The 12,358-nt window shown below is 65.5% G+C and carries 11 protein-coding genes; 4 read left to right on the top strand and 7 right to left on the bottom strand.

Features of this window, described 5'->3' with window-relative positions; translation table 11 throughout:
* Positions 1-226: 226 nt before the first annotated feature.
* The 3 genes from I6F33_RS09575 (at position 227) to I6F33_RS09565 (ending at position 4,055) form a co-directional block, all read left to right on the top strand.
* Entirely contained in the window at positions 227-1,441 is a 1,215-nt protein-coding gene (locus I6F33_RS09575) for an ABC transporter substrate-binding protein (RefSeq protein WP_225126122.1), read from the top strand.
* Between the two features lie 8 nt (positions 1,442-1,449).
* Positions 1,450-3,183 carry an FAD-dependent oxidoreductase gene (locus I6F33_RS09570; RefSeq protein ID WP_225142170.1) on the top strand — a complete coding sequence of 578 codons (1,734 nt, stop codon included), beginning with the start codon at positions 1,450-1,452 and terminating at the stop codon, positions 3,181-3,183.
* A 77-nt stretch (positions 3,184-3,260) separates the two neighbouring features.
* Complete coding sequence (locus I6F33_RS09565) at positions 3,261-4,055, top strand: IclR family transcriptional regulator (RefSeq protein WP_225142168.1); 795 nt, start codon at positions 3,261-3,263, stop codon at positions 4,053-4,055.
* A gap of 152 nt (positions 4,056-4,207) precedes the next feature.
* On the opposite strand, the gene I6F33_RS09560 is transcribed toward I6F33_RS09565, so the two are convergent.
* The 4 genes from I6F33_RS09560 to I6F33_RS09545 are packed head-to-tail and all read right to left on the bottom strand — an operon-like array spanning position 4,208 to position 8,712.
* The gene (locus tag I6F33_RS09560; RefSeq protein WP_036007160.1) at positions 4,208-4,987 is read right to left on the bottom strand and encodes an SDR family NAD(P)-dependent oxidoreductase; all 780 of its coding nucleotides are present in this window, start codon (positions 4,985-4,987) and stop codon (positions 4,208-4,210) included.
* A 40-nt stretch (positions 4,988-5,027) separates the two neighbouring features.
* The gene (locus tag I6F33_RS09555; protein WP_036007157.1) at positions 5,028-5,771 is read right to left on the bottom strand and encodes an aspartate/glutamate racemase family protein; all 744 of its coding nucleotides are present in this window, start codon (positions 5,769-5,771) and stop codon (positions 5,028-5,030) included.
* A 9-nt stretch (positions 5,772-5,780) separates the two neighbouring features.
* Positions 5,781-7,046: an FAD-binding oxidoreductase gene (locus I6F33_RS09550; protein ID WP_225142165.1), complete on the bottom strand. Its 1,266-nt coding sequence runs from the start codon at positions 7,044-7,046 to the stop codon at positions 5,781-5,783.
* Between the two features lie 4 nt (positions 7,047-7,050).
* Positions 7,051-8,712, bottom strand: a complete 1,662-nt coding sequence (locus I6F33_RS09545; RefSeq protein ID WP_225142163.1) for a thiamine pyrophosphate-binding protein — start codon at positions 8,710-8,712, stop codon at positions 7,051-7,053.
* 213 nt (positions 8,713-8,925) lie between these two features.
* On the opposite strand from I6F33_RS09545, the gene I6F33_RS09540 reads away from it, so the two are divergent.
* Positions 8,926-9,615: an aspartate/glutamate racemase family protein gene (locus I6F33_RS09540; RefSeq protein WP_225142162.1), complete on the top strand. Its 690-nt coding sequence runs from the start codon at positions 8,926-8,928 to the stop codon at positions 9,613-9,615.
* 31 nt (positions 9,616-9,646) lie between these two features.
* Here I6F33_RS09540 and I6F33_RS09535 read toward each other — a convergent pair whose 3' ends face one another.
* The 3 genes from I6F33_RS09535 to I6F33_RS09525 all read right to left on the bottom strand — a co-directional run bounded on the left by I6F33_RS09535 (position 9,647) and on the right by I6F33_RS09525 (position 12,356).
* Positions 9,647-10,432: an ABC transporter permease gene (locus I6F33_RS09535; protein ID WP_225134468.1), complete on the bottom strand. Its 786-nt coding sequence runs from the start codon at positions 10,430-10,432 to the stop codon at positions 9,647-9,649.
* Positions 10,429-11,241, bottom strand: a complete 813-nt coding sequence (locus tag I6F33_RS09530) for an ABC transporter permease (protein WP_225142160.1) — start codon at positions 11,239-11,241, stop codon at positions 10,429-10,431. The genes I6F33_RS09535 and I6F33_RS09530 overlap by 4 nt, the downstream gene beginning before the upstream one ends.
* 68 nt (positions 11,242-11,309) lie before the next feature.
* Positions 11,310-12,356 (bottom strand): ABC transporter substrate-binding protein, encoded by a 1,047-nt coding sequence (locus I6F33_RS09525; RefSeq protein WP_036027380.1) that lies wholly within the window; start codon positions 12,354-12,356, stop codon positions 11,310-11,312.
* Positions 12,357-12,358 lie beyond the last annotated feature (2 nt).

Below are 12,358 nucleotides of genomic sequence, written 5' to 3'. Positions count from 1 at the left end.
GTCATTGCGAGGAGCCCTTGCGACGAAGCAATCCAGACCGCCTCCGCGGAAAGACTCTGGATTGCTTCGCTTCGCTCGGCAGGAGCGCTCCTTAAGGGGCATCACCCGGCCATCGTGGAACCGGCCCGACAGCCGTTATTCGCCATTGACAAACTAATTCGCAATTATCTAATTTCCCTTACAACGACCCTGCCGCACCAAGCGGCCAAAAAGAGAGGAAACGATAATGAGAGGGCTTCTGGCCTGCGCCGTGCTCGCGGCCATGACTTCGGCTGCCATGACCACAGGTGCCAGCGCGCAAGTGTCCGACGACGCGGTGCGGATCGGCGTGCTGACGGACCTGTCGAGCTGGGGCCGCGACAACTCTGGGCCGGGCTCGGTCGAGGCCGCAAAGATGGCCGTGGAGGAATTCGGGCCGACCGTGCTCGGCAAGCCGATCGAGATCATCAGCGCCGATCACCAGATGAAGACGGACGTCGGCGTTCAGATCGTCCGCGGCTGGTTCGACAACGGCAAGGTCGACGCCGTCGTCGACATCCCCAATTCCGGCATCGCCATCGCCGTGCACAACATGGTGCGCGAGCGGGGCAAGGTCGCGCTGCTCTCCGGTCCCGGCGCGAGCTCGCTGACCGATGAGCTGTGCAGCCCGAACACCGTGCACTTCACCTACGACACCTATGCGCTCTCGAAGGTGACGGCTTCCGCCGTGATCAAGGAAGGCGGCAAGTCCTGGTACTTCATCACCGCGGATTATGCCTTCGGCCATCAACTCGAGAAGGACGCCACGCGCTTCATCAACGAGATGGGCGGCAAGGTGCTCGGCGGCGTCAAGCATCCGACCAACACCGCCGACTTCTCCTCCTTCGCGCTGCAGGCGCAGAGCTCGAAATCCGATGTGGTCGCCTTCGCCAATGCCGGCCAGGACACCGATAACGCCATCAAGCAGTCCGGCGAGTTCGGCCTGGTCCAGGGCGGTCAGAAGCTGGTCGGCCTCTTGATGTTCGACACCGACGTGCACGCCATCGGCCTGAAGGCCGCGCAGGGCACCTATATGACCACGGCGTCCTACTGGGCCATGGACGAGGCCACCCGCGCCTGGTCGAAAAAGTTCTACGAGCGCACCAAGGTGATGCCGACTATGATCCAGACCGGCGTCTACGGCTCGGTGCTGCACTATCTCAAGGCGATCAAGGCGGCCGGCACCGACGATTCCGCCAAGGCGATGGCGAAGATGCGCGAGCTGCCGATCGAGGATATCTTCGTCCATGGCGGCAAGTTGCGCGAGGACGGCCGCGTCATCCGCGACATGTATCTCGCCAAGGTGAAGACCCCCGCGCAGTCCAAGGAGCCGTGGGATTATCTGGACATCGTCAAGACCGTGAAGGGCGATGACGCCTTCCGTCCGGTCTCCGAGTCCAAATGTCCGCTCCTGAAGAAGTGAGGCCCGATATGGCTGGCAACGAGCATGGCACCATGGAGACGTACGAGTGCGACGTGCTCGTGGCCGGATCGGGTTGCTCCGGCATGTCGGCCGCGATCACCGCGCGTCATCGCGGACTCGACGTGCTGATCGTCGAGAAGGAGCAGCGCTTCGGCGGCACCACGGCCCGCTCCGGCGGTTGGCTCTGGATTCCCGGCACCTCGCTGGCGAAGGCGTATGGCATCGAGGAGACGCCCGAGCAGGCCCGCACGTATTTGCGGCACGAGGCCGGCAACAATTACGACGCAGCACGCGTCGATGCCTTTCTGAGCGCCGGCCCTGAAGCTGTCGATTTCTTCACCACCAAGACCGCGCTGCGCTTCGACATGCCGCTGGTGTTTCCCGATTATCACGCGGAAGCGCCCGGCGGCGCCCAGGGCGGCCGCTCCATGGTGACGCGCCCGTTCGACGGCCGCGAGCTCGGCGATCTCATCAAATCGCTCGGCAGGCCGCTGCCCGAGCTCACCGTGTTCGGCATGATGTTGGGAAGCGGCAAGGAGATCATCCACTTCATGCGCGTGACGAAGTCGCTGACCTCGGCGGTCTATGTCGCCAAGCGCCTGACGCGGCATCTCATGGACGTGGTGCGCTATGGCCGCGGCATGACGCTCACCAACGGCAATGCGCTCGCAGGCCGCCTGGCAAAGTCCGCGCTCGACCTCAAGATTCCGATGTGGCTGTCCTCGCCGGTGCGCGAGCTGGCGGTCGAGAACGGCACCGTGACCGGCGCCATCGTCTCGCGCCAGGGACGTGAGGTGCGCGTTCGTGCACGACAGGGCGTCGTGCTCGCCTGCGGCGGCTTTCCCCATGACGTCGAGCGGCGCAAGAAGATGTTCCCGCACGCGCCGACCGGCGTTGAGCATTATTCGCCTGGGCCTGCAGGCAACACCGGCGACGGCCTGCGCCTTGCGGAAGGCGCCGGCGGCCGCATCGAGAACCGCCTGCCGAACGCGGCGGCCTGGGTGCCGGTGTCGCTGACCACGCGCAAGGACGGCTCCAAGGGAGTGATGCCGCACTTTATCGACCGCGCCAAGCCCGGCGTGATCGCGGTGATGCGCGACGGCAGGCGTTTTGCCAATGAGGGCAATTCCTATCACGACTTCGTCCAGGCCATGATCAAGGCGGCCAAGCCCGGCGAGGAGATCGCCGCCTTCCTGGTCTGCGACCACAGGACCTTGCGGAAATACGGCCTCGGCTGCGTGCCGCCGTTTCCGATGCCGCTGGGTCATCATTTGAAGACCGGCTATCTCATGCGCGGCGACACGTTGGAAGCGCTGGCGGCGAAAGCCGGGATCGATGCCAAGGCGTTCGCCGAGACGGTCAGGCAGTTCAATAAGACGGCGCCGCTGGGACAGGACGCCGCCTTCGGCAAGGGCTCGAAGGCCTATAACCGCTACCAGGGCGATGCGCTGCACGGCCCCAACCCCTGCGTCGCACCGATCGAGAACGGACCGTTCTACGCCATCAAGATGGTGATCGGCGATCTCGGCACCTATGCCGGCATCGTCACCGACGCGAACGCACGGGCGCTCGATGCCGAAGGACGGGTGATTCCCGGTCTCTATGCCGCCGGCAACGACATGGCGAGCATCATGGGCGGCAATTATCCGGGCGCCGGCATCACGCTTGGGCCGGCGCTGACCTTCGGCTACATTGCCGGCAGACATCTTGCCGAGAGCGCCGCCAAGCGCGACGCGGCGTAGAGCATGATCCGGAAAAGTGTGCAGCGGTTTTCCGAAGAGACCATGCTCAAACAACGACTCAAGCGCATCGGAGGCGCATGAAGAGAGAGAGCCGCGGCATTCAGTCGATCGAGGTCGGCGGCGAATTGCTCCGCGCGCTCGCCCGCAGCGGCGAGCCGATGATGCTGCGCGATCTCGCCCGCGAGGCCGGCATGACACCGGCCAAGGCGCATCCCTATCTCGCCAGCTTCTCCCGCATCGGCCTGATCGAGCAGGACGAGACCACCGGCCGCTACGAGATCGGCGCGCTGGCGCTGGAGCTCGGCCTGATCAGCCTGCGCCGCCTCTCGGGCGTGCGCATCGCGCGGCCCAAGATCGCGGGCCTTGCGAGCCAGATCGGCCACGCCGTCTCGCTCGCGGTCTGGGGCACGCACGGCCCGACCGTGGTGCAGCTCGAAGAGCCGGCCCAGCCGGTGCACATCGTGATGCGCGTCGGCTCGGTGATGGCGCTGCTGGAGACCGCGACCGGCCGCGCGTTCGCAGCCTTCCTGCCGGAAAAGACGATCAGCGCCGCGCTCGATAGCGGCCTCGATCGCCATGGTGTCGGCTACAACCCGAAGCGCGCTGTGAAAGGCACGAAGGTCGCCGAGATGCTGACCGAGGTGCGCAAGCACGGCCTCGCCCGTGCGCTCGGCGATCCCCTGCCTGGCGTCAACGCGTTCTCCGCGCCGGTGTTCGATCATTCCGGCCACGTCGCGCTGGTCATCACCGCGATGGGCCCGGAAGGCACTTTTGATGCCCGCTGGGACAGCCCGATCGCGCACGCGCTGCGCGACTGCGCGGGGGGCATCTCGAAGCGGCTGGGTTACGGGTTGACGGTCGCGGCGGAGTGAGGGCAGACTGCCCGCCTCACGACGACTGTCATTCCCCGCGAAGGCGGGGAATCCAGTACGCCGCGGCCCATCGATTCAATCACGACCGCCTCGGAATACTGGATCGCCCGGTCAAGCCGGGCGATGACAGCGAGAGTGGGGCGACAACGCCCCTACTTCTCCTTCACCGGCACCGTGTAGTTCAGGACCAGTCGGCCGCCGTCCGGATAGATCGTCTGCCCCGTGATATAGGACGCATCGTCGCTGGCAAGGAAGGCCACGACGGAGGCCACCTCGCTCGGCTCGCCGCCGCGGCCCGCCGGCGTGCGCGACAGCACGGTCTTGCGCGCATCCTCGGACGTGTAGATCGCGGAAGCCACCATGTCGGTCAGGATCGTGCCCGGCCCGACCGCGACGACACGAATGTTGTGCGGGGCCAGCGCGACGGCGGCGACCGATGTCAGCTGCTTCATGCCGCCCTTGGACATGGCGTAGGTCGCCAGCGCCGGGATCGCCAGTAGCGCGTTCACCGAGGACATGTTGATGATGACCCCGCCGCCGCCTTGCGCGATCATTTGCCTCGCCGCCGCCTGCACGCCGAAGAACGCGCCCTTCAAATTGATGCCGATGATCTCGTCGAATTCCTGCTCGGTGATATCGAGGATATCCCGGTTGCGGGCGACCCCGGCATTGTTGACCATGATGTCGAGCCGGCCGAACTCCTTCACCGCGGTCGCGACCAGCTGATCGACATCGGCACGCCTGGCGACGTTGCCCACGACGGTACGCAACGCATCCGGCCGCCCGAGCTCGGCGGCCGTCGCAGCCAAGCCTTCGGCATCGACGTCGGAGATGACGACCTTGACGCCGTCGTCCAAAAATCTCTTCGCGCAGGCCTTGCCGATGCCGCGCGCCGCGCCGGTGATGGCCGCGACCTTGCCCGATAGTTTCATGGGTTCACTCCTGCAACTTGTAACGATCTCTCGGACGCATTCACGCAAAGACGCGCGGGCGCAGCCCGGCATGAAACCAGGTGATCATGGAATAGATGTCGTAGACGGGCAATCCGACCTCAGCCTGAAGCGCGGCGGCATAAGGCGGCATGTTGGTGCATTCGAGCACGATGGCGCCGACATCCGGATGCTTGGCAACGAGCTCCTTGCCGGCCTCGACCACGTCGCGCTCGGCTTGTGCGATGTCCATGTCGTCCTTCTCGGCCTTGATCAGGACACGGAAGAACTCCTTGCCGTTCTCGGTGCCGACCAGCGGCGTGTCGAGCGGAACGCCGGCACCCTCGAGATGGGCCGGCGTCAAGGTCGAGCCCGACACCGTGACGAGGCCGACGCGCTTGCCCGGCGGCAAGGTCGCCTGCACCCACGGCACCTGCATCAGCGAGGAGGTCGCGACGGGAACGCCGACGGCCGCCGCGATCTCCTTCTGGAACAGCGAGAGGAAGCCGCAATTGGTGGTGATGGCCTCCGCCCCGAGCCGCACCAAATCCTTGGCCGCATCGATGAAGTCGGGCAACAGGCCGGCCGCGCCCTTCAGCACCACCTTTTCCGGCGAGGCGCCGCTCACCACGCGATAGAGCACCGGGAATGGCCAGGTCGTGCCGTTGCCCATGTCGCCGGGAATGCGGGGAAAGCGCGCCTCCAGCATCAGGATGCCGAGCGGCGCGCCGTAGATGGCCTTGCCGCCACGGGCGATGCGGGAGGACGAGCTGGCTGAGGTGGTCATGGTGCGCTCTCAGAGGAAACGATCGGGCGCGAACGGCGCGAGTGGAATCTCCGGCGCCTTGCCGCTCACGAGCTGGGCGACCAGACGGCCGGTGCGGGCCGAGCCGACCAGGCCGACATGGCCGTGGCCGAACGCATAGACGATATCACGGGAGGCGCGCGCATAGCCGATGCAGGGACGTCCGTCCGGCATGCTCGGGCGATGGCCGAACCAGGTCTTGACGCGCGAGGCCGGAATGTCCTTCGGCAGTTTCGGGAACATGCTGACGAGGTGGTTGCGCAAGATCTCGGCGCGCTTCCAGTTCGGCGCGGCCTCGAGGCCGGCGATCTCGACCGTGCCGGCGGCACGCAGGCCCTTGTTGGTCCAGTTCACCACCAGCTTGGCGTCGGAGGCCATGATCGAGCTGCGCGGGCCGACTTCCGGATTCTCGATCACGACATGATAGCCGCGCTCGGTCTCGAGCGGGAGGGGATCGCCGACCGACGCCGTGAGCTGCTTCGAGCGGGCACCGGCCGCGACCACCGCGGCATCACAGGCGATCTCGCCGGTCTCGGTGACCACAGCGACGAGCTTGCCGCCCTTGAGCTTCAGCCCGGTCGCCTTGGCGCGTACGTGCTTCGCGCCGCTGGCAATCGCATGATTGGCAAGGGCTGCAACATAAGCGCCGGGATCGCGGCAGCGCCCGGCTTCCTCCACCACGACGCCAAAGGTGTAGCGCGGATGCAGATCCGGCTCACGCTGGCGCATTTCGTCGGCATTGAGCTCCAGCCATTCGACGCCAACCTTCCTGCGCAGGCGCCAGCCGAGATCATTGTCGAAATTGCCGCGCGATGTGAACACGTGCATCACGCCGTTGCGCTCGATCAGTTCGGGGACGCCGGCTTCTTCCGCGAGCTTCCTGTGCAGCAGCGGCGCGTCCTTCAGGAGATCGCGCAGCGCGAACGCCGTGGTCTCGACCCGCGCCGCGGTCCAGCCCGAGAGCAGATACTTGATCAGCCAGGGCAGCGCCTTCGGCAAGTAAGACCAGCGGATCGCGAGCGGGCCGAGCGGGTCCAGGAGATAGCCCGGCACCTTCTTCCAGACGCCGGGCTCGGCCGGCGGGATCACCGAATGCGACGACAGCCAGCCGGCATTGCCGTAGCTCGCCGCCTGCTCGCCGCCGGGCTCGCCCGGATCGATCAGCGTCACGCGATGTCCCTCGCGCAGCGCCTCGATAGCGCTGATCACGCCGATCGCGCCGGCTCCGATGATGGCGACGTGGCGGCGGTCAGGCATCCCTCTAGGCTTTCACCGCCGGCGTGAAATCCTTGCCGACCGAGATCGCCCTGGGATCGATGATGCAATGGAGGATCGACGGCTTGCCCGAGGCGAGCGCGCGCTCGAAAGCCGGTGCGAACTCTTCGGTGCGCTCGACGCGCTCGCCATGGCCGCCGAACGCCTTCGCATACATCGCGAAATCCGGGTTCTTGAGCTGGGTGCCGACGACGCGGCCGGGATAGTCGCGCTCCTGGTGCATGCGGATGGTGCCGTATTGCGCATTGTCGATGATGATGACGATCAGTGGCGCGTCGTACTGCACGGCGGTGGCGAATTCCTGGCCGTTCATCAGGAAGCAGCCGTCGCCCGCAAACGCGACCACGACACGATCCGGGTATTGCCGCTTGGCCAGCACACCCGCCGGCACGCCATAGCCCATCGAGCCCGAGGTCGGCGCGAGCTGGGCGGCAAAGCTGTGGAAGCGGTGATGGCGATGGATCCAGCCGGCGTAGTTGCCGGCGCCGTTGCAGACGATCGCGTCCTTCGGCAGGCGGTCGCGCAGCCAGGTCATCACCTCGCCGTACTGGAACCTGCCCGGCAGCTCGCGCGCCTTCCCGGTCCAGGCCAGATAATCCGCATGCGCCTTGGCGGCCTCGCCCTTCCACGCCACCGCAACTGACGGCTTCAGCGTCTCGACCGCGGCGGCGAAGGCGGACGGCGTCGCCTGGATCGCCAGTTCAGGCTGATAGATGCGGCCGAGCTCTTCGGAGCCCGGATGCACATGGATCAGCTTCTGCTTCGGATTGGGAATGTCGAGCAGCGTATAGGACGATGACGGCATCTCCGACATGCGGCCGCCGATGAGCAGGAGGACGTCGGCATTGTCGATGCGCGCCTTCAGGCCAGGGCTCGGCCCGATGCCGAGGTCGCCGGCATAATGCGAATGGTCGGCGTCGATCAGCGAAGCCCGGCGGAACGAGGTCGCGACCGGCAGGTCGAACCGCTCGGCGAAGCGCGCGATGCTCTTGGTCGCCTCGTCGGTCCAGCGCGAGCCGCCGAGAATGACGAGTGGTGCCCTGGCGCCGGCCAGCATGACGCCGAGCTTTTCGATATCGGCCGGCGCCGGCCAGCTCACGGCGGGTTCGATGCGCATGGCATCGGCAACGGCCGCGGTCTCGGTCAGCATGTTCTCCGGCAGCGCGATCACCACGGGACCGGGGCGGCCCTGCATGGCGACGCGGAAGGCACGCGCGACCAGCTCCGGAATGCGGTCGGGGCGATCGATCTCGACCGCCCATTTCGCCATCGAGCCGAACACCGCCTTGTAGTCGAGCTCCTGGAACGCCTCGCGCTCGCGCATGCCGGTGTCGACCTGGCCGACGAACAGGATCATCGGGGTCGAATCCTGCATCGCGATGTGGACGCCGTGGCTGGCATTGGTGGCACCGGGGCCGCGGGTGACGAAGCAGACGCCCGGCCGCCCCGTGAGCTTGCCATAGGCCTCCGCCATCATCGCCGCACCGCCTTCGGCGCGGCAGATCACGACGTCGATCGGGCTGTCATGCAACGCATCGAGCGCCGCCAGATAGCTCTCGCCCGGCACGCAGGTGACGCGCTCGACGCCCTGGGCGACGAGCTGATCGATGAGGATCTGGCCCCCGGTACGGGTGTTGCGAATGGTCATGTCGGCTCCCTCAAGACTTCGGCGATACGCACGTGTTCGGGAAGTGGCCTAAGACAGGCCGAGAGCGTGCGCAAGGTCGAAAGGCTTCTCGCAGCCTGCGCAGGCGTCATGCCCGTCCCTGCCGTTTGCACTACAGGCCCTGCCGCGGCCATGATGGCGAGCTTCGGCATCTTCGTCTACGATCCCTCTGAATCACTGTTCGGGAGCACCGGAATGCAAACCATTGGCCTGATCGGAGGCATGAGCTGGGAGAGCACCGCGCTTTACTACAAGCTCATCAACGAGCGGGTCCGCGACCGCATCGGCAAGCTGCATTCGGCCCCGCTTCTGATGTATTCCTACGATTTCGAGGAGATCAAGCAGATGCAATATGCCGGCCGCTGGCAGGAGGCGGCGGCGAGCCTGGCGGAGGCCGCGCGGCTGCTCGAAAGTGCCGGCGCGCGGGCGATCGTGCTGTGCACCAACACGATGCATAAATTGGCGCCGGAGATCATCTCCAGCGTCAACGTTCCGTTCATCCACATCGGCGATGCGACGGCCGAGCGGATTCGCGCCAAAGGATATCGGCGGGTCGGCTTGCTCGGCACCAAGTTCACGATGGAGGAAGACTTCTACATCGACCGATTGCGCGCGCACGGTCTCGACGTCATGGTCCCTCCCGCGGACGAGCGCGCCGAGGTGAACCGCATCATCTACGACGAGCTGTGCCTCGGCAACGTCGCCGCGCCCTCGCGCCGCCGCTACCAGGAGGTGATGGCGGCGCTCGTCGCCGGCGGCGCCGAGTGCATCATCCTCGGCTGCACCGAGATCACCATGCTGGTCGGCCCTAATGACACGTCGGTCGAGACATTCGACACCACGGCCATTCACGCCGAGACGGCCGCCGATTTCGCGATCGGGTGAATTGATCTCGTCAATTTCAGCCCCGCTATCCTCACCCGCTCCGCTTCTGTCGCGCGCTCGCCAGCAGCACCAGCATGAATGAGGCCGCCGTCATCAAGGTCGAGATCGCGGCGATGGTCGGATCGATCTCGTCGCGCAGCGCGGTGAACATGCGCTTGGTCAACGGCTGATACTGGCCGCCGGAAATGAACAGCGCGACGATGGTCTCGTCCATCGCCGAGATGAAGGCGAAGATTCCGCCCGCAACCACGCTGGACTTGATCTGCGGCAGCGTCACCGCGAAGAAGCTGCGCAGGCGGTTCATGCCGAGGCTGCGCGCCACCATCTCCTGCGCCGGATCGAAACTCTGCAGGCCCGCGAGCACCGAGATGACGACATAGGGCAGGCCCAGCATCACGTTCGCCAGCACGAGGCCGGGCATGGTCGCGACCAGACCGACTTTGGCATAGACGAAGAAGATGCCGACGGCGGTGATGATGATCGGCACCACCAGCGGCAACAGCAGCGCCAAGTGGATCAGCCTCATGATGCGCAGCTTCGACTGGCTGATGGCATAGGCAGCGGCCACCCCGAACGGGGTCGCGATCACGACGGTGAGGAGGGCGACCGTCAGCGTCACCCGCGTCGCCTGCATCCAGGCGGGATTTGAGAAATACTGCTGGTACCAGCGCAGCGAAAAGGACGGTGGCGGAAAGGTGAGAAAGCGCGCGCTGGAGAACGAGATCGGCGCGATAATCAGAACGGGGAGGATCAGATAGACCAGCACCAGCGCGCTGATCACGTAGAGGGCAATCCGTGCGGGCGAAGCGCGCATCATTTCTGCCCCAACACGCGATCGAGCGAGATGAAGCGGCTTACAATGAAGAAGATCACGAGCACACTGATGAGCAGCACGACGGCGACCGCGCTGGCCGCGCCGAACTGGTTGTAGAGCTCGACATTGCGGCTCACCAGCATCGACACCATCACGGTGCGGCCGCCGCCGAGCAGCTCCGGCGTGATGTAGAAGCCGAGGCAGAGCACGAACACCATGGTGCAGCCGGCGAGCACACCCGGCAGCGACAGCGGCAGGAATATGCGAACGAAGGTCAGCGTGGGGCTCGCGCCCAGGCTGGCGCCGGCCTGCATGAGATCGTTGGGAATCTTCTGCATGGTGGCGTAGAGCGGCAACACCATGAAGGGCAGCAGGATGTGCACGGTCGCAACCACCGTGCCAAAGGTGTTGTGGACCAGCGCGAGCGGCTCGGAGATCACATCGAGATAGCGCATGAACTGGTTGATCACGCCAGTGCGCTGCAGCAGCGCCAGCCAGGCATAGGCGCGGACCAGCACGCTGGTCCAGAACGGCAGCACGACCAGCGAGAGGATGACGATGCTCCACCCTTTCGGCACCGAATTGGCGAGGTAGGCCACGGGATAGCCGAGCAGCAGCGCGATTGCCGTGACCGCGAGGCTGATCTCGAAGGTCAGCGCAAAGCTGCGCCAGTAGACGTCTTCGGTGAAGACGCGGCGATAATTCTCCAGCGTGAAGCCGTCATGGTAGATCGACTGCCAGGCCAGCCAGCCCACCGGCAGCACGATCAGAGCCAGGATCACCAGCAGCGCCGGCGAGACCAGTGCCAGCATCAGGCCGTGCTCACGGCGCTGATGTTTTTGGGAGGGATCTGGCACGGATGTCGTCAACGCTGCCTCGCTCACTTCTGCATGAAGGACGCCCAGCGCTTCTCGGCGGCTTCGCCCGCCGGCGAGGACCACCAGGCGTAGGACATCAGCGCCTGCTTGGCGGCGTTGGCCGGCTCGCTCGGCAATTGCGCGGCGCGCTCGGGCTTGATCACGCTGGTCTCGAATGCCTTGGGATTGCCCGGACCATAGTCGATGTGCAATGGCAAATTGGCCTGGTGCACGGGATCAACGGCCTCGTTGAGGAATTTTATCGCGGTGGCGAGATTCGGCGCGCCCTTGAGGATGCAGAGCGAGGTACTCTGCAGGATGCCCTGGTTGTAGGTAAAGGCGACCTTCGCGCCTTCCTTGGCGACCGCGCTGACGCGACCGTTCCAGGCCATCTCCATGTCGACCTCGCCGTCATTGAGCAACTGCGCCGACTGCGCGCCCGAGGTCCACCACACCGTGATGTGCGGCTTGATCTCTTCCAGCTTCTTGAAGGCGCGGTCGACGTCGAGCGGATAAAGCTTGTCCGGTGCGACGCCGTCGGCCATCAGCGCCGCCTCCAACGTTGCAAACGGATGGTTGCGCAGCGCGCGGCGGCCGGGGAATTTCTTCACGTCCCAGAAATCGGCCCAGCTGTTCGGCGCGTCCTTCGGGAATTTCTTCTGGCTGTAGGCAAGTACGCTCGAATAGAACTCGTAGGACACTGAATAGGGGCTGCGATAGGCCTCCGGCATCGCCGCGCCGTTTGGAATCTTCGAGAAGTCGAGCTTCTCCATCAGCCCCTGTTCGCCGCCGCGCAGGCAGTTACCGGTCGGGGTGTCGACGACGTCCCAGATCGGCTTGCCGCTGCCGACCTGCGTCTTGATCGCGGGCCAGGCATCGGGAATGGAGTCCTGGTTGATGGTGATGCCGAGCTTCTTGGCGGAGGGATCGAGGATCGCCACCGTCTGCGCCTGCTGATAGGCGCCGCCCTGCGAGACGAAGGTGATCTGCTCGGCGGCATCAGCCGCGCTGGTCAGTCCGATTGCGCCCAGCAGCGCGCAGCCCAATCCAAATTTCTGCTTCATCGTCATCC

Source organism: Bradyrhizobium sp. BRP20 (assembly GCF_020194215.1).
In the GTDB taxonomy this organism is placed as follows: Bacteria; Pseudomonadota; Alphaproteobacteria; order Rhizobiales; family Xanthobacteraceae; genus Bradyrhizobium; species Bradyrhizobium yuanmingense.
The sequence above is the reverse complement of the archived record's forward strand: the minus strand, read 5'-3'. Positions and strand labels throughout refer to the sequence as shown.